At 62.9% G+C, this 17,380-nt stretch carries 17 protein-coding genes; 10 read left to right on the top strand and 7 right to left on the bottom strand.

Features of this window, described 5'->3' with window-relative positions; genetic code table 11:
- Positions 1-73 precede the first annotated feature (73 nt).
- The 4 genes from KHO53_RS15565 to KHO53_RS15550 all read left to right on the top strand — a co-directional run bounded on the left by KHO53_RS15565 (position 74) and on the right by KHO53_RS15550 (position 3,802).
- A complete protein-coding gene (locus KHO53_RS15565) occupies positions 74-1,450 on the top strand; it encodes an L-serine ammonia-lyase (protein ID WP_036993965.1) in 1,377 nt (458 codons plus the stop codon).
- A 28-nt stretch (positions 1,451-1,478) separates the two neighbouring features.
- The gene (gcvT, locus tag KHO53_RS15560) at positions 1,479-2,603 is read left to right on the top strand and encodes a glycine cleavage system aminomethyltransferase GcvT (protein ID WP_010220198.1); all 1,125 of its coding nucleotides are present in this window, start codon (positions 1,479-1,481) and stop codon (positions 2,601-2,603) included.
- A gap of 348 nt (positions 2,604-2,951) precedes the next feature.
- Positions 2,952-3,164, top strand: coding sequence for a cold-shock protein (locus KHO53_RS15555; RefSeq protein WP_010220199.1), 213 nt, complete (start codon positions 2,952-2,954; stop codon positions 3,162-3,164).
- Positions 3,165-3,313: 149 nt separating this feature from the next.
- Positions 3,314-3,802, top strand: a complete 489-nt coding sequence (locus tag KHO53_RS15550; protein WP_010220200.1) for an RDD family protein — start codon at positions 3,314-3,316, stop codon at positions 3,800-3,802.
- Positions 3,803-3,853: 51 nt separating this feature from the next.
- On the opposite strand, the gene lptG is transcribed toward KHO53_RS15550, so the two are convergent.
- Both lptG and lptF read right to left on the bottom strand, forming a co-directional pair.
- On the bottom strand, positions 3,854-4,915 hold the full coding sequence (gene lptG / locus KHO53_RS15545) for an LPS export ABC transporter permease LptG (protein WP_010220201.1): 1,062 nt from the start codon (positions 4,913-4,915) through the stop codon (positions 3,854-3,856).
- A complete protein-coding gene (gene lptF / locus KHO53_RS15540; RefSeq protein WP_010220204.1) occupies positions 4,908-6,023 on the bottom strand; it encodes an LPS export ABC transporter permease LptF in 1,116 nt (371 codons plus the stop codon). The genes lptG and lptF overlap by 8 nt, the downstream gene beginning before the upstream one ends.
- A 286-nt stretch (positions 6,024-6,309) precedes the next feature.
- Between lptF and KHO53_RS15535 the strand changes: the two genes are divergently transcribed.
- The 5 genes from KHO53_RS15535 to rlmF all read left to right on the top strand — a co-directional run bounded on the left by KHO53_RS15535 (position 6,310) and on the right by rlmF (position 12,680).
- Positions 6,310-7,803, top strand: coding sequence for a leucyl aminopeptidase (locus KHO53_RS15535; RefSeq protein WP_213570477.1), 1,494 nt, complete (start codon positions 6,310-6,312; stop codon positions 7,801-7,803).
- A gap of 51 nt (positions 7,804-7,854) precedes the next feature.
- Positions 7,855-8,283, top strand: coding sequence for a DNA polymerase III subunit chi (locus KHO53_RS15530; RefSeq protein ID WP_010220206.1), 429 nt, complete (start codon positions 7,855-7,857; stop codon positions 8,281-8,283).
- A gap of 5 nt (positions 8,284-8,288) precedes the next feature.
- Positions 8,289-8,636, top strand: coding sequence for a hypothetical protein (locus tag KHO53_RS15525; RefSeq protein ID WP_010220207.1), 348 nt, complete (start codon positions 8,289-8,291; stop codon positions 8,634-8,636).
- 135 nt (positions 8,637-8,771) lie between these two features.
- On the top strand, positions 8,772-11,618 hold the full coding sequence (locus tag KHO53_RS15520; protein ID WP_010220208.1) for a valine--tRNA ligase: 2,847 nt from the start codon (positions 8,772-8,774) through the stop codon (positions 11,616-11,618).
- Between the two features lie 99 nt (positions 11,619-11,717).
- Complete coding sequence (gene rlmF, locus KHO53_RS15515) at positions 11,718-12,680, top strand: 23S rRNA (adenine(1618)-N(6))-methyltransferase RlmF (RefSeq protein WP_010220210.1); 963 nt, start codon at positions 11,718-11,720, stop codon at positions 12,678-12,680.
- A 50-nt stretch (positions 12,681-12,730) separates the two neighbouring features.
- Here the strand turns inward: rlmF and KHO53_RS15510 are convergent, their stop codons facing one another.
- A complete protein-coding gene (locus tag KHO53_RS15510) occupies positions 12,731-13,012 on the bottom strand; it encodes an HU family DNA-binding protein (protein ID WP_009398256.1) in 282 nt (93 codons plus the stop codon).
- A 408-nt stretch (positions 13,013-13,420) separates the two neighbouring features.
- Here KHO53_RS15510 and yejK point away from each other — a divergent pair, with 408 nt between their 5' ends.
- On the top strand, positions 13,421-14,428 hold the full coding sequence (yejK, locus tag KHO53_RS15505) for a nucleoid-associated protein YejK (protein ID WP_010220565.1): 1,008 nt from the start codon (positions 13,421-13,423) through the stop codon (positions 14,426-14,428).
- Here yejK and KHO53_RS15500 read toward each other — a convergent pair.
- The 4 genes from KHO53_RS15500 to KHO53_RS15485 all read right to left on the bottom strand — a co-directional run bounded on the left by KHO53_RS15500 (position 14,409) and on the right by KHO53_RS15485 (position 17,365).
- A complete protein-coding gene (locus KHO53_RS15500) occupies positions 14,409-14,708 on the bottom strand; it encodes a GIY-YIG nuclease family protein (protein ID WP_010220564.1) in 300 nt (99 codons plus the stop codon). The genes yejK and KHO53_RS15500 overlap by 20 nt on opposite strands.
- Before the next feature lie 39 nt (positions 14,709-14,747).
- On the bottom strand, positions 14,748-15,218 hold the full coding sequence (locus tag KHO53_RS15495; RefSeq protein WP_036993960.1) for a nuclear transport factor 2 family protein: 471 nt from the start codon (positions 15,216-15,218) through the stop codon (positions 14,748-14,750).
- A 197-nt stretch (positions 15,219-15,415) separates the two neighbouring features.
- On the bottom strand, positions 15,416-16,699 hold the full coding sequence (locus KHO53_RS15490) for a CynX/NimT family MFS transporter (RefSeq protein WP_010220562.1): 1,284 nt from the start codon (positions 16,697-16,699) through the stop codon (positions 15,416-15,418).
- A 15-nt stretch (positions 16,700-16,714) separates the two neighbouring features.
- Positions 16,715-17,365, bottom strand: a complete 651-nt coding sequence (locus tag KHO53_RS15485) for a FadR/GntR family transcriptional regulator (RefSeq protein ID WP_010220561.1) — start codon at positions 17,363-17,365, stop codon at positions 16,715-16,717.
- Between the last annotated feature and the right edge of the window lie 15 nt (positions 17,366-17,380).

Here is a 17,380-nt window from a genome sequence, read left to right as displayed (position 1 = left end):
CTGGAAATACCAAAGAACCCTGTGGGAGCCGGCCTTGCCGGCGATGCTTCTCCCCAACAATGAGGGTACGACCATGTCACTAAGCGTCTTCGACCTGTTCAAGATCGGCATCGGCCCCTCCAGCTCCCATACCGTTGGCCCGATGCGCGCCGCCGCGCGCTTTGCCGAAGGCCTGCGCCGCGACGACCTGCTGGCCGTCACGGCGTGCGTCAAGGTCGAGCTCTACGGCTCGCTCGGCGCCACCGGCAAGGGCCACGGCAGCGACAAGGCCGTGCTGCTTGGCCTGGAAGGCGAGCATCCGGACACGGTCGATACCGAAAGCATTCCCGCCCGCCTGCAGGCCATCCGCAGCAGCGGCCGGCTCACGCTGCTCGGCGAGCACGCGATCGACTTCGTCGAAAAACAGCACCTGGCGATGATCCGCAAACCCCTGGCCTTTCACCCCAACGGCATGATCTTCCGTGCCTTCGACGCCGCCGGTTTGCAGATTCGAAGCCGCGAATACTACTCGGTGGGCGGTGGCTTTGTAGTCGATGAGGACGCAGCCGGCGCCGATCGCATCGTCGAAGACAGCACCGTGCTGCCCTACCCGTTCAAGACCGCCAAAGAGCTGCTCGGCCATTGCACCGCACAGAACCTGTCGATCAGCCAGATCATGCTCGCCAACGAGGCGGCCTGGCGCCCGGAAAGCGAAACCCGCAGCGGCCTGCTGCACATCTGGCAAGTGATGCAGGACTGCGTGTCCGCCGGTTGCCGCAACGAAGGCATCCTGCCCGGCGGGCTCAAGGTCAAGCGCCGGGCCGCAGCGCTGTACCGCCAGCTGTGCAGCAACCCGGAGGCGAGCCTGCGCGACGCGCTGTCGGTGCTCGACTGGGTCAACCTGTATGCCCTGGCCGTCAATGAAGAAAACGCCTTTGGCGGACGCGTGGTCACCGCGCCGACCAATGGCGCCGCCGGTATCGTCCCGGCAGTGCTGCACTACTACATGCGCTTTATCCCGGGCGCCAACGACGACGGCGTGGTGCGCTTTCTGCTCACGGCCGCCGCCATCGGCATCCTCTATAAAGAGAACGCCTCGATCTCCGGTGCCGAAGTCGGTTGCCAGGGCGAGGTCGGCGTCGCCTGCTCGATGGCCGCCGGCGCCCTCTGCGAAGTCATGGGCGGCAGTGTGCAGCAGGTCGAGAACGCCGCCGAGATCGGCATGGAACACAACCTGGGCCTGACCTGCGACCCGATCGGCGGCTTGGTCCAGGTGCCCTGCATCGAACGCAACGCCATGGGCTCGGTCAAGGCGATCAATGCGGTGCGCATGGCCCTGCGCGGTGACGGGCAGCACTTCGTCTCGCTGGACAAAGTCATCCGCACCATGCGCCAGACCGGCGCCGACATGAAAAGCAAATACAAGGAGACCGCCCGCGGCGGTCTGGCCGTCAACATCATCGAATGCTGACACCCTCTCAAGCCCCAAGGAGTCATCAATGTCCACCGAAACACTGCTCAAGACCCCGCTGCACGCCCTGCACCTGGAACTGGGCGCCCGCATGGTGCCTTTCGCCGGTTACGACATGCCGGTTCAGTACCCGTTGGGGGTGATGAAAGAACACCTGCACAGCCGTGAACAGGCCGGCCTGTTCGACGTTTCGCACATGGGCCAGATCCGCCTGAGCGGCGCCGGTGCCGCCAAGGCCCTGGAGAGCCTGGTGCCGGTCGACATCATCGACCTGCCAGTGGGCATGCAGCGCTATGCCATGTTCACCAACGAACACGGCGGCATCCTCGACGACCTGATGGTTGCCAACCTGGGCAACAACGAACTGTTCCTGGTGGTCAACGCCGCCTGCAAGGAGCAGGACCTGGCGCACCTGCGCAAGCACATCGGCGACCAGTGCCAGATCCAGCCTCTGTTTGAAGAGCGCGCCCTGCTGGCCCTGCAGGGCCCGGCAGCGGTCAAGGTGCTGGAACGCCTGGCGCCAGAAGTGGCAAAAATGACCTTCATGCAGTTCCAGCCGGTACAACTGCTGGGCAGCGACTGCTTCGTCAGCCGTTCGGGCTACACCGGTGAAGACGGTTTCGAGATTTCCGTGCCGGCCGAAAACGCCGAAGCACTGGCCCGCCGCCTGCTGGCCGAAGCGGAGGTCGCCGCCATTGGCCTGGGCGCACGCGATTCGCTGCGCCTGGAAGCCGGCCTGTGCCTGTACGGCCACGACATGAACAGCCAGACCACGCCAATCGAAGCCAGCCTGCTCTGGGCCATTTCCAAGGTGCGCCGGGCCGATGGCGAACGTGCCGGTGGTTTCCCCGGTGCCGAGGCGATCTTCGCCCAGCAGCAAAGCGGCGTTGCCCGTAAACGCGTGGGCCTGCTGCCGCAGGAACGCACCCCGGTCCGTGAAGGTGCTGAAATCGTCGATGAAGCGGGCACGGTAATCGGTAGCGTCTGCAGTGGCGGCTTTGGTCCGTCATTGAATGCGCCGGTGGCCATGGGCTACCTGGATGCGGCCCATATCGCCCTGGAAACTCCGCTGTGGGCCATTGTTCGCGGCAAGCGCGTAGCGATGAAAGTCAGCAAGATGCCGTTTGTTGCCCAGCGTTACTATCGCGGCTGAATCGTTACTTGAAACTGGGTGTCATGACGCGTTCGGATTTTCGAATCCGAACGTGGTTTATAACTTTCGAAAAGCCTTGCAACACCGCTTGGAATGAGCCGGAAGCAATCGACCGAACGGCCGCTAAAAGGCACAGCCGCAGCGGTCTGCAGGGCTTGTTTTTGTCTTCAAAGTTAGCGTATTGTCTGTGCACTGTGTTTGCATGGGTCGCTATGGTTCGTGACCTGGGCAGTAGCTCTGATGTTTGCTACACCCGTTCGACGTCTCTTACTTTCCTGCAACCCAGCCCAGTACTCTTTCATTTGGAAGAAGCTGTTACTAATTCTAAGTTTCAAAGGAAATAAGACAATGTCCCAACGTCAGAGCGGTACCGTCAAGTGGTTTAACGACGAGAAAGGTTTTGGTTTCATCACTCCAGAAAGCGGTCCGGATCTGTTCGTACACTTCCGCGCTATTCAGGGCAACGGCTTCAAGAGCCTGAAAGAAGGCCAGAAAGTCACCTTCATCGCCGTGCAGGGCCAGAAAGGCATGCAGGCTGACGAAGTTATCGCGGAAGCCTGATTTCCCGATAGAAAAGCCCCTGCTGGCAACAGCAGGGGCTTTTTTGTGCGCGCTCGCTGAGTGCGGCCTGATGCGTAAACCGTGTCGCAGGGCAACGCATTGTGCGCGCAATTTCGTAGAATGGCGGTTTTGCCCAAGGAGGGCCATGTATGCCCAAGCAGTTGTTGCAGCCCCAGGGTGATTTCCCCCCGGTCGACCTGGGCCGCCGCCTGGCCGCCATGTTCTACGATTTTCTGCTGTGCACCGCGCTGCTGATCGTCACTGCCGGCGCCTACAAGATGATCCAGATGGCCATTATCGGCGAGGCGCGCATGCGCGAGCTGACCGAGGCTGGCGCGCTGGATGGCGATCCGCTGCTGTCGACCATCCTGCTGTTCGCCCTGTTCGGCTTCTTCGCCAAGTTCTGGACCCACGGCGGCCAGACCCTGGGGATGCAAGTGTGGGGTATTCGTGTACAGAACGCCGATGGCAGTGCCATCAGCCTGTGGCAGGCCCTGCTGCGTTTCGTCGTCGCCATCGCCTCCTGGCTGTGCCTGGGCCTGGGGTTTATCTGGGCCCTGTTCGACAAGCGCAAGCGCAGCTGGCACGACATCTATTCCGATACCCAGCTGGTGCGGATCCCCAAGCGCAAGAAATAGCAGGCAGAAAAAAGCCGACCCAAGGGTCGGCTTTTTCTTGTCTGCCGCGGCCTATCCAGCGCGCCGCAACAACCACAACCCCGCCACCGCACAGATCGCCGCCGGCAGCACCACCGCCAGCAACGGCGGGAAGCCGAACACCTGGCTCGAAGGCCCGAGCAAGTCCTGGGCGATACGGAACACAAAGCCCACCAGCACCCCGGTAAATACCCGCTGGCCGAGGGTAACCGAACGCAGTGGGCCGAAGATGAAGGAGATGGCCATCAGCACCAGCGCGGCGGTGACCATCGGCTGCAGCACCTTGGTCCAGAACGCCAGCCAGTAACGGGCGTTGTTCAGGCCCTGGTCGGACAGGTAGTGGATGTAGTCCCAGAGCCCGGTAATCGACAGCGACTCTGGCGCTACGACCACGGTATTGAGCAGTTGCGGAGTGACGGATACGTCCCAGCGCTCTTCAGGGGTTTTGACCACTTCGGTGTGGTCTCCACGGAAATACGTGGTGGTGACGTCGCTGAGCAGCCAGTGATCGTCCTTGTACTGGGCGCGGCGGGCAAAGCTTGAGGTCTGCATGTGCCGCTCGTTGTCGAAACGGTAGCGGGTCACGCCGTACAGCAAGCCGTTGGGCTGCACCGAGTTGATGTGCACGAACTCGTCACCCTGACGGTGCCACATACCGCGCTTGGAGCTCTGCGCCTCACCACCGCCCTGGGCCAGGGAACGCTCGGCCTGGGCCTTGTTCTCGGTGACCGGGGCCAGGTACTCGCCAATCAGGATACCGGCCAGCATCAGCACCAGCATCGGTTTCATTACCGCCCAGACGATCCGGCCAATGGACACGCCCGCGGCGCGCATGATGGTCAGTTCGCTGCTGCTGGCCAGGCTGCCCAGGCCGATCAGGCAGCCGATCAGCGCGGCCATCGGCAGCATGTCGTAGAGGCGCCGCGGCGCGGTGAGCAAGACGAAGTTGCCAGCGTCCATCAACGTATAGGTATCGGTGACGTCACCCATTTCATCGATGAAGGCAAACAGCGAGGCCAGGCCGAGAATGATCCCGAGTACGGCCAGAATGGCCACCAGCACGCTTTTGCCGATGTAACTATCGAGCTTAACCATGGGCCACCTCCGCACGGCGAGCAGCGCGCTTGAGGCGCAGCGGCTCCCAGTACATCAGCCCCAGGCCGATCAGCAGGAACAGGCCATGGACCCACCAGATGCCCAGGCCGATCGGCAGTTTGCCTTTCTCCAGGGCGCCACGCACGGCAATCAGCATTGTCAGGTACGCCATATACAGAAGAATCGCCGGCAGCAGCTTGAGGAAACGGCCCTGGCGTGGGTTGACCCGCGACAGCGGCACTGCCAGCAGGGTCACGATGAACACCAGCAACGGCAGCGACAGACGCCATTGCAGCTCGGCGCGCTCGCGCAAGCCGTCGCTGCCGATCAGTTGCGAGGTCGGGATGGCTTCGCGCTCGGTGACTTCTTCACTGACCTCGGGCTTGGGCAACAGCACGCCGTAAGTGTCGTACTTGATTGCCCGGTAATCGGCCTGGCCAGGGTTGCCGTCATAGCGATAGCCGTTTTCCAGGATCAGGTAACGGTTGCCATCGGGGTTGACCTGCTGGTGGCCTTTTTCGGCAACCAGTACCGACGGGCCACGATCCTTGGTCTTGTCCTGGCTGAAGCGCTTCTCGGAGATGAACACGCCGGCAAGGTTGGCGCGGTCTTCCGACAGTTGTTCGGTGTAGGTCACCCGCGAACCATCGCGCAGGGTCTGGAAGCGCCCCGGCACCAGGGTGTCGAACTCGGTCAGGGCATCCTGCTGGTTGATGATCTGCGCCACCTGGGTGACGCCCTGAGGCGCCAGCCCCAGGCTCAGCCAGGCGACCAGGACGGCGACCAGCGCAGCCGGGGCCATGGTCATGCCCAGCAGGCGCTGCTGGCTCATGCCGGTGGCCGAGAGCACGGTCATCTCGCTTTCCAGGTACAACCGGCCATAGGCCAGGAGGATGCCGAGGAACAGGCCCAGGGGCAGGATCAGTTGCAGGAAGCCCGGCAGGCGATACCCCATGATCAGGAACAGTACGCTCGGATCGAGCACGCCCTGGGCAGCCTGCGCCAGGTATTTGATGAAGCGCCCACTCATGATGATGACCAGCAGCACGGCGCTGACGGCACTCAAGGTCACCAGGACCTCGCGGGACAGATAACGAAAGACGATCAAACCAGACACTCCTGGGTTGTCAGGCTCGGACAGCCGAACAAGGAATCCATAACAGCCAAGATAGTAGCCCGCTCGCCAGAGCGGACCCGGGTAAAAGTTGGCGCATTATCCTGTGATTGACCGTGCCTGTCACTTGGCGCCGCACAATGCTTCATCTCGGGGTTGTCAGGGCGGGCGAAGCAGGCTCAAACTGGGGGCTTTATCACTGGTACGCGACCACGCGGCCAGGAGCCTTGGCGCGCCGGCATACCGTGTGCGCACTGACAGATCATTCGGGGAACCTGACATGGAACTGGTTGTAAAAAGCGTAGCCGCTGCATCCTTGAAAACCGCCACGCTGGTGCTGCCCGTGGCTGAAGGCGGCAAACTCGACGCCACCGCCAAGGCCATCGACGAGGCTACCGGCGGCGCCCTGGCCAGCGTGCTCAAGCGCGGCGACCTGACCGGCAAGGTCGGCCAGACCCTGCTGCTGCACAGCCTGCCCAACCTCAAGGCCGAGCGCGTGCTGCTGGTCGGTACCGGCAAGGATGCCGAACTGGGTGATCGCAACTGGCGTAAAGTGGTCGCCAGCGTTCTGGCGGTGCTCAAGGGCCTGAACGGCAGCGATGCGGTGCTGGCCCTGGACGACGTCGCCGTCACCGGCCGCGAGGCCTCTTATGGCAAGACCCGCCTGCTGGCCGAAACCCTGCTCGATGGCCAGTACGTTTTCGACCAGTTCAAGAGCAAGAAGGCCGACCCCCGCGCCCTGAAGAAAATCACCCTGCTCAGCGCCAAGGCTGGCGTCAGCGACGTCGAGCGCGCAGTCAAGCACGCTGTCGCCATCGCCAACGGCATGGGCTTCACCCGCGACCTGGGCAACCTGCCACCGAACGTCTGCCACCCGAGCTACCTGGCCGAACAGGCCAAGGCCCTGGGCAAGGAATTCAAAGGCCTGAAGGTCGAGGTGCTGGATGAGAAGAAAATCAAGGACCTGGGCATGGGCGCGTTCTACGCCGTGGGCCAGGGCAGCGACCAGCCACCACGGCTGATCGTGCTCAACTACCAGGGCGGCAAAAAGAGCGAGAAGCCTTTCGTGCTGGTGGGCAAGGGCATCACTTTCGACACCGGCGGCATCAGCCTCAAGCCCGGCGCCGGCATGGATGAAATGAAATTCGACATGGGCGGTGCCGCCAGCGTCTTCGGCACCCTGCGCGCCGTGCTCGAACTGCAACTGCCGATCAACCTGGTGTGCCTGCTGGCCTGCGCCGAGAACATGCCAAGCGGCGGTGCCACCCGTCCGGGCGACATCGTCACGACCATGAGCGGGCAGACCGTCGAGATTCTCAACACCGACGCCGAAGGCCGCCTGGTGCTGTGCGATACCCTGACCTACGCCGAGCGCTTCAAGCCGCAGGCGGTGATCGACATCGCCACCCTGACCGGCGCCTGCATCGTCGCCCTGGGCAGCCACACGTCCGGCCTGATGGGCAACAACGACGCGCTGGTCGGGCAACTGCTCGATGCCGGCAAGCGCGCCGACGATCGCGCCTGGCAGTTGCCGCTGTTCGATGAATACCAGGAGCAGCTCGACAGCCCGTTCGCCGACATCGCCAACATCGGCGGGCCGAAAGCCGGCACCATCACCGCCGGTTGCTTCCTCTCGCGCTTTACCAAGGCCTATGACTGGGCCCACTTGGACATCGCCGGCACCGCCTGGATCAGCGGCGGCAAGGACAAGGGCGCCACGGGCCGTCCGGTACCGCTGCTGACCCAGTACCTGCTCGACCGCGCCAACGCCTGAGATGACGCTGGCCGCCTGCGCCTTCGGGCGTAGCCGACCGGCAGGCCGATCATGACCAAAGTCGATTTCTACATATTGCCCAGCGCCGCGCCCTCGGCGCGCCTGGATTTCGCCTGCAAGCTGTGCGAAAAGGCCTGGCGCCTCGGGCACCGGGTTTACCTGCATTGCAGCGACGCCGCCCAGCGCGATGAACTGGACGCACGCCTGTGGGCGTTCAAGGGCGAGGCCTTCGTGCCCCACAGCCCGGCTGAAGATGACCCGCAGGCCAGCGTGGCCCTTGGCCTTGGCGATGACGCCGGCAGCCATCAGGACCTGCTGATCAACCTGGACCTAAAGGTACCGCCCTTCGCTGCCGGTTTTGCCCGGATCGCCGAGATCGTGGTCGAAGAGCCGGCGATTCGTCTGGCGGCCCGAGAGAGTTTCCGTTTCTACCGCGAACAGGGCTATGCTCTGCAAGATCACCGCTTACAGCGACTCTGAAGACGATGGACAAATCCACTCCCCTGCCCCAATCCGCGCACCTGCTGGACGACCTGGAGTCGATCCGTCAGTTGCTTGGCGATGCATCCCTCGAGCCACCGCTGTTGACCGACACCGTCGAGGAGCAGATCCCGCTGCTGCTCGAAGAGGCCGAAGTGCCGCCAGCGCCCGTGCCTGAAGCCCCTGCCGACCCACAGGCCAAGCGCCAGGAAACCCTGCTGCACCTGGACGCCGAGCTGCGCGCAGCCGCGCAATTGATCATGCAAGACGTGATCAACGATTTCGCCCCGCATATCGAGAGCGAGATCAAGCGCCGGCTCGATGCCCGCCTCGAGCGCCTGCTTAACCAATAAAAAGCAGTTACAAGCTTCAAGCGACAAGCTGCAAGAGCCGTGCGGCGCTCTGAGCTTGTCGCTTGTCGCTTGAAGCTTGCCGCTTCGTTATACTCTCCGGCTTTCCTGAATAAATGCCTAAGGGTCCCGCCGCGCATGGATAAGACCTACCAGCCGCACGCTATTGAAACTTCCTGGTACAACACCTGGGAGTCCGAGAATTATTTCGCTCCGCAAGGCGCGGGCGATTCCTACACCATCATGATCCCGCCGCCGAACGTCACCGGCAGCCTGCACATGGGTCATGGCTTCAACAACGCGATCATGGACGCCCTGATCCGTTTCCGTCGCATGCAGGGCCGCAACACCCTGTGGCAGCCTGGCACCGACCACGCCGGTATCGCCACGCAGATGCTGGTCGAGCGCCAGCTTGAAGCCAAGGGCCAGAGCCGCCACGACCTGGGCCGCGAGAAATTCCTGGAAAAGGTCTGGGAATGGAAGGATCAGTCCGGTGGCAACATCAGCCGCCAGATTCGCCGCCTGGGCTCGTCAGTCGACTGGAGCCGCGAGCGCTTCACCATGGACGACGGCCTCTCTGAAGCCGTTAAAGAAGCTTTCGTGCGCCTGCATGAAGACGGCCTGATCTACCGCGGCAAGCGCCTGGTCAACTGGGATACCAAGCTGCACACGGCGATCTCCGACCTCGAAGTGGAAAACCACGACGAGAAGGGCCACCTGTGGAACCTGCGCTACCCGCTGGCTGATGGCGCCAAGACCGCCGACGGCAAGGACTACCTGATCGTCGCCACCACTCGTCCGGAAACCATGCTCGGCGACGCCGCCGTGGCCGTGAACCCGGAAGACGAGCGTTACAAAGCGCTGATCGGCAAGTTCGTCGAGCTGCCCCTGGTGGGTCGGCGCATCCCGATCATTGCCGACGACTACTGCGACCCTGAATTCGGCACCGGCTGCGTGAAGATCACCCCGGCCCACGACTTCAACGACTACGAAGTCGGCAAGCGCCACAACCTGCCGCTGCTGAACATCTTCGACAAGAACGCCTTCGTCCTGCCGGCCGCACAGGTGTTCAACCTCGACGGCAGCGTCAACGACAGCATCGACGCCACCCTGCCTGCCCAGTATGCCGGCCTGGACCGCTTCGTCGCGCGCAAGCAGATCGTTGCCGACTTCGACGCCGCGGGCCTGCTGGTCAGCGTCGACGACCACGCCCTGAAAGTACCGAAAGGCGATCGTTCAGGCACCGTCATCGAGCCGTGGCTGACCGACCAGTGGTACGTGTCGACCAAGCCGCTGGCGGAGCCGGCAATTGCTGCCGTTGAAGACGGCCGCATCCAGTTCGTGCCCAAGCAATACGAAAACATGTACTTCTCGTGGATGCGCGACATCCAGGACTGGTGCATCAGCCGTCAGCTGTGGTGGGGCCACCGTATTCCGGCCTGGTACGACGAGTCCGGCAAGGTCTATGTCGGGCGCAGCGAAGAAGAAGTGCGCAGCAAGCACAACCTCGGCGCAGACGTGGTCCTGAACCAGGACAACGATGTTCTCGATACCTGGTTCAGCTCGGGCCTGTGGACCTTCTCGACCCTGGGCTGGCCGCAGCAGACCGAATTCCTGAAGAAATTCCACTCCACCGACGTGCTGGTCACCGGCTTCGACATCATTTTCTTCTGGGTTGCCCGGATGATCATGCTGACCATGCACCTGGTGAAGAACGAGGACGGCACCCCGCAGGTACCGTTCAAGACCGTTTATGTTCACGGCCTGGTGCGCGATGGCCAGGGCCAGAAGATGTCCAAGTCCAAGGGCAACGTCCTTGACCCGCTGGACATCGTCGACGGCATCACCCTCGACGAACTGCTGGAAAAACGCACCAGCGGCATGATGCAGCCAAAACTTGCCGAGAAGATCGCCAAGCAGACCAAGGCCGAGTTCCCGGAGGGCATCGCCAGCTACGGCACCGACGCCCTGCGCTTCACCTTCTGCTCGCTGGCCTCCACCGGTCGCGACATCAAGTTCGACATGGGCCGCGTCGAAGGCTACCGCAACTTCTGCAACAAGATCTGGAACGCAGCCCGCTACGTGCTGGACAAGGGCGAGGACTGCGGCCAGAACGGCGAAGCCTGCGAACTGTCGCTGGCCGATCGCTGGATCATCTCGCAGTTGCAGCGCACCGAAGCCGAAGTCACCCGCCAGCTCGATCAGTTCCGCTTCGACCTCGCCGCCCAGGCGCTCTACGAGTTCATCTGGAACCAGTATTGCGACTGGTACCTGGAGCTGTCCAAGCCGGTCCTGTGGGACGAGAACGCGCCGGTCGAACGCGCCCGTGGCACTCGCCGCACCCTGGTGCGGGTACTGGAAGTGGCACTGCGCCTGGCCCATCCGTTCATGCCGTTCATCACCGAAGAAATCTGGCAGCGCCTGGCGCCGCTGGCCGGGGCCGAAGGCAAGACCATCATGCTGCAGCCATGGCCAGTGGCCAACGAAAGCCGCATCGACGCCGCTGCCGAAGGCGACATCGAGTGGCTCAAGGAGCTGATGCTCGGCGTGCGCAACATCCGTGGCGAAATGAACATCGGCCCGGGCAAGCCACTGCAACTGTTCCTGAAAAACGCCAGCGCCGAAGACCAGCGTCGCCTGCAGGAAAACGAAGCGCTGCTGAAGAAGCTGGCGAAGATCGAGTCCTTCACCGTGCTCGGCGAACAGGACGAAGCGCCACTGAGCGCCACCGCCCTGGTTGGCGATCTGCAGGTGCTGGTGCCGATGGCCGGCCTGATCGACAAGGATGCCGAACTGGCTCGCCTGAACAAGGAAATCCAGCGTCTGCAGGGTGAAGTCCAGCGCGTCGGCGGCAAGCTGTCCAATGCCGCCTTCGTCGACAAGGCACCGCCTGCGGTGATCGACAAGGAGCGCGCCAAGCTGGCTGAAGCCGAACAGGCCCTGGCCAACTTCACCGAGCAGCATGCGCGGATTGCCGCCTTGTAACACTCGCTGACCTCAGTGATGCTTTCGCGGGTCAAGCCCGCTCCTACACAACCCTGTAGGAGCGGGCTTGACCCGCGATGCTTTCCACCGGACATCAACATGACCACAGCCAACAAACCGACCCTGCACCCGCGCAACCGCCACCAGGGCCGCTACGACTTCCCCCAACTGATCAAGAGCAGCCCTGAGCTGGGCCGATTCATGATCACCAATCCCCATGGCAAGCCCAGCATCGACTTTGCCAACCCCGAGGCTGTGCGGGTCTTCAACCGCGCCTTGCTCAAGGCTCAGTACGGTATCCAGCACTGGGACATCCCGGCCGACTATCTATGCCCACCGATCCCTGGCCGGGCGGATTACGTGCATGTGCTGGCCGATTTGCTCGCGCAAGAAAACAACGGCGAAATCCCCCGGGGTGCGCACGTCCAGGCCCTGGATATCGGCGTCGGCGCCAACTGCATCTACCCGTTGCTGGGCCACAGCGATTACCGCTGGCGCTTTCTCGGCTCGGACATCGACGCCACGGCGCTGGCTGCGGCCGGTGCCATCGTCCAGGCCAACGGCCTGGGCAAGGCCATCAACCTGCGCCAGCAAGGCAACCGCAAGCACATCCTGCTGGGGCTGCTGAACAGTGACGAGCGCTTCGACCTGACCCTGTGCAACCCGCCCTTCCACGCCTCGCGCGAAGAAGCCACCCGTGGCAGCCAGCGCAAATGGCGAGCCCTGGGCAAGGCCGACCCCAAGCGCAAGCTGCCGGTGCTGAACTTTGGCGGGCAAAACAACGAACTGTGGTGCGAAGGCGGCGAGATCCGCTTTGTCAGCCAGTTGGTGACGGAGAGCGCCAGCCTTGGCCAGCAGGTGCTGTGGTTCACCAGCCTGGTGTCCAAAGCCTCCAACCTGCCCGGCATCCAGGCGGCGCTGAAAAAGGCCGGTGCGCTCGATCAGCGAGTGGTGGAGATGGGCCAGGGGCAGAAGCAGAGCCGCATGATCGCCTGGACCTTCCAGGATGCTGCAGCGCGCCAAGCCTGGCGCCAGCAGCGCTGGAGCAAAACCAAGGCATAAAAAAACCGCGTCCGGGCAACCCGGACGCGGTTTTTTCGAGCTGTTTACAATTACTTGTTTACAGCGTCGGTCAGCACTTTGGCTGGCACGAACTTGACGACTTTCTTGGCAGCGATTTCGATGGCAGCGCCAGTCGAAGGGTTGCGGCCGGTACGGGCAGGACGCTCGGTGATTTTCAGTTTGCCGATGCCTGGCAGGGTGATTTCGCTGCCATTTTCCAGCTGATCAGCAACGATCTGACCCAGTTGCTCCAGAGCGTTACGCGCGGTGGTTTTTGGCGCGTCGATAGCTTCAGCGATATCGGCGATCAGTTGGTCTTTGGTCAATGCCATGGTGGTGTTCCTTCCCTATCAAATTCAGTGAGTATGCAGAGTGCTACGTCAGTCATCGAGCCAGACCTGCGGGGGATCCGGCGGTCCGGTGTTACAGCCACGTCAATCGCGTATGTAGATACGTAAAACGACGTTTGGTTCGACGTGACGCGAGCGGTCTGCCAGCAATGCGCCACACACGGGGCGCAAGACCGGGCAAAACTACCACAGGAATAGATAAATATCCGCCTCCCTCAAGGCAAATGTGCAGGTTTTTCGGGGGTTTGCGCGAAAAAACGCAAAATTCTGAACAAAAAACGAACAACCGACATATCTGCCAACATCTGGCCACTGAATCACCCCTGGGCTGAGGTACACTTGGCGACTTTGCAACGCGGCCAGCACCGCCCATTTTCGACCGAGAATCCCATGCCGATCCGTCATTGCATCGTCCACCTGATCGACAAGAAACCCGATGGTAGCCCCGCCGTGCTGCACGCACGCGACTCGGAACTGGCCGAGTCCGGTGCCATCGAAAACCTCCTGGCCGACCTCAACGACAGCTACAACGCCAAACAGGGCAAGGCCTGGGGCTTCTTCCACGCAGAATCCGGCGCCCACCCGTTCAGCGGCTGGCTCAAGGAATACCTGGAGGAAGGCAGCACCTTTACCGCCTTCAGCCGGGTCGCCGTCGAACACCTGCAAAAACTGATGGAAGAGTCCAACCTGTCCGTCGGTGGCCACGTCTTGTTCGCCCACTACCAGCAAGGCATGACCGACTACCTGGCCATCGCCCTGCTGCACCACAGCGAAGGCGTGGCGGTGAACGCCGACCTCGACGTGACCCCGTCGCGCCACCTGGACCTGGGCCAGCTGCACCTGGCTGCACGCATCAACCTCTCCGAGTGGCAGAACAACAAAGCCTCCAAGCAGTACATCTCGTTCATCAAGGGCAAGAACGGCAAGAAGGTCTCGGAGTACTTCCGCGACTTCATCGGCTGCCAGGAAGGTGTCGACGGCCCGGGCGAAACCCGTACCCTACTCAAGGCCTTCAGTGACTTCGTCGAAAGCGAGGACCTGCCCGAAGAAGCCGCTCGCGAGAAAACCCAGACCCTGGTCGACTACGCCACCAGCCAGACCAAGGCCGGCGAGCCGGTGACCCTTGAGGAGCTTTCGGGGCTGATCGACGAAGACCGCCCTCGGGCCTTCTACGAGCACATCCGCAACAAGGACTACGGCCTGTCGCCGGAAATCCCGGCCGATAAACGCACCCTCAACCAGTTCCGCCGCTTCACCGGGCGCGCCGAGGGCCTGTCGATCAGCTTTGAAGCCCACCTGCTGGGCTCGAAGATCGAATACGACGAGGAAGCCGGTACCCTGATCATCAAGGGCCTGCCGACGCAACTGACCGATCAGCTCAAGCGTCGCAAGGACTGAGCCCCGACCAGGAGGCCACCAGCGCTTCCTTGGCACTTTTGCGCAGCTTCTTCACCAGCCGCTCCTGTTGCAGGGCCTTGGTCTTGTCCGGCCAGGCTTCGACATAGACCAAAGCCACTGCCGGGCTGGTACTGAAGTAGCGTGCGCCCTGGCCCTTCTGATGGGCCAGGAAGCGCCGTGCGGGGTTGTCACTGATCCCGCAATACAGCGAGCCATTGGCGGCGCGCACCAGGTAGACGTACCAGGGTTTGTTCAGGGGTTCGGGAGTGGGCTCGGACACGACGGCTACTATCAACGGCAAAGCGCACAGCTTAGCGCTTCAGCGCCCGGCCTGAAACGCCCGCAGGCCTTTCTGCGCCTGGGCACGCACCTTGCCCTGCACCAGTGGTGACCAGCCCAGCAACAACCCGCTGGTGCCCAATGCCTGGCGCGACCAGCCCCACAGGTCGAAGCTATCGTGGTGCTCGCAGATCTTGCCGTCCCGCAGGACGAAACGCGCCTGAATGTCGTTGACCACGGTACGGCCGGTCTGGCTGAACAGGTAGCGGGCGACCCAGTGCGCACTGGCGCTGCGTTCATCGGCACGCACGCTGTCGAAGGTCAGGGAAAAATCCTTGGCACGGGTGGTGAGCATGCGCCACATGTCACCCGCGTCCTTGCCGCGCAAGGTGCCGAAGGCCGGGTCGCTGAAGATGATATCGTCGCTGTAGCAGGCAACCATGGCTTCGGCATCCAGGCGCTGGAAGGCCTGGTAGAAGCGGGTGATCAAGGCAGTGTTGGCGTCGCTCATGGGCGGGTCCGTTTCGAAGGGAATAGACCTGAACGATAGTCCGCTGGAGTGGCAAAAAGCTATGGACATTTGCCTGGCGAATGTCTGCTTAAACCCGGGCCGCTTCGCAGCCATCGCCAGCAAGGCTGGCGCCCACAGGAGTGTGCAGCAGTTCCCCTGTGGGAGCCGGCCTTGCCGGCAATAGCCTCAACGCAATCTCAAACCCGCTCGCTGACCACCTGCACATGCAAGTTGCGCCCGGCCTTGAGGCCAAAACCAATGGCGCCAGCCCCCAGCACCGCAAAGATCCAGCCTACCGCACTCCAGCCGCCGGTCAAATCATGCACCAGGCCGACCGCGAATGGCCCCATCGAAGCCAGGGTATAGCCGATGCCTTGAGCCATGCTCGACAGGTTGGCCGCCACATGGGCGTCTTTGGAGCGCAGCACGATCAGGGTCAGGGCCAGGGCGAAAGTGCCGCCCTGCCCCAAGCCAAGCACGATTGCCCAGCCCCACAGGCCATCCAGGGGCGCATACAGGCAGCCGAACAAACCGGCCAGGGCCATGAGCATGACGATCACGATGGCCAGGCGCTGGTCCTTGCCGCGGGTCGCCAGCCAGGGGGCGCTGAGCGAGCTGATCAACTGCACGATGACTGAGCCGGAAAGCACCAACCCCGCCTGGGTCGGGCTCAGGCCGCGACCGATGAGAATCGACGGCAGCCAGCCAAAGACGATATAGGCCAGCGACGACTGCAGGCCCATGTACAAGGTCACCTGCCAGGCCAGCGGGTCGCGCAGCAGGCCACGCACCCGATAGGCGACGTGATGCGCACCGTGTCCCTCGCGCGCCTGGGGCAACCAGATCAGCGCGGCCAGCAATGCCGGGATCAACCAGAAACCCAGACCTAGCGACCAACTGTCACCCAGGCGCTCGCTCAGGGGGACGGTGGCGCCGGCCGCCATGGCCGCGCCCAGGCACAAAGCCATGGTGTAGACACCGGTCAGGGTCCCAGCGTGCTTGGGGAAATCACGTTTGACGATGCCAGGCAACAGTACGCCGATCACGCCGATGCTGGCCCCGGCCATGATGCTGCCGACGAACACGCCAGTACTGCCGAAGGCGCTACGCACGGCAATACCCGCTGCCAACACCAAAAGAATACCGAGGATCACCCGCTCGCTGCCAAAGCGCCGCGCCAGCAACGGTGCCAGCGGCGCGAACAGGCCCAGGCAAAGCACTGGCAAGGTCGTCAGCAAACCGGCCTGCGACGCTGTCAGGCCGAGGCTGTCGCAAACCTGGCTAAGCAGCGGCGCCATGCTCGACAACGCTGGCCGCAGGTTCAGCGCCACCAGCACCAGGCCGAGCAGCAACAGCCAGGGCCGCTTGAGCAGCACCGGCTGCTGTTGCACCTGTTCGTCGTCGGCCTCGGCGTCGATCAGCAGTTCTTCCAGCTCCGGCCCATTGGCTGGCGCCGCAGTTCGGGTTGTGTCATGGCCCATGGCAGTCTCGCAAGGTCAGGATTCGTTGATCAGGGTCCGGCTCAGGGCCTTGGCCCGGTCCGGATCGCGTTGTTCGATGGCATCGAGAATCTGCCCGTGCAGGTCGAAGACCAGCTGACAGCGGGGCGCGTGGGACAGGTTGTGGTGCAAGGTGGCGGCCACCACACCGGAAAAGTACCGATACAGCTCGCTCAGGGCCGGGTTGTGCGCGGCATCGACCAGGCGCTGGTGGAACACCAGATCGCAACGGATGTACTGCTCCAGGTCGGCATGAAAATGCGCGCCGCTGTGTTCGAGCGCTTCGCGAAGAGCGTGCAGGTCCGCGTCGGTACGGCGCAGCGCGGCCAGGCCAATGGCTTCGGCTTCAAGAATATGGCGAGTCTCGCGCGCCTGCTCCAGATCGCAGCGCGACAAGGCCTGTAGCGCCTGCAGCGGGTCGACGGCGCTGCGCAGGTAGCTGCCATCCCCCTGGCGGACTTCGACCAGGCCGCTGAACGCCAGCACGCGCATGGCTTCACGCACGGTGTTGCGACTGATGCCCAGTTCGCTGGCCAGTTCCGGTTCGGTGGGCAGGCGCTGGCCCACGGCCCAGGCACCGCTGGCCACGCGCTGGCGCAGTTGCTCGACGGCTTGTTCGACCAGGGAGCGTTTGATCAATAACGTCATGACATCCAATCATCG

The sequence above is a fragment of the Pseudomonas sp. RC2C2 genome (assembly GCF_018390435.1).
GTDB lineage: Bacteria > Pseudomonadota > Gammaproteobacteria > Pseudomonadales > Pseudomonadaceae > Aquipseudomonas > Aquipseudomonas donghuensis.
The sequence above is the reverse complement of the archived record's forward strand: the minus strand, read 5'-3'. Positions and strand labels throughout refer to the sequence as shown.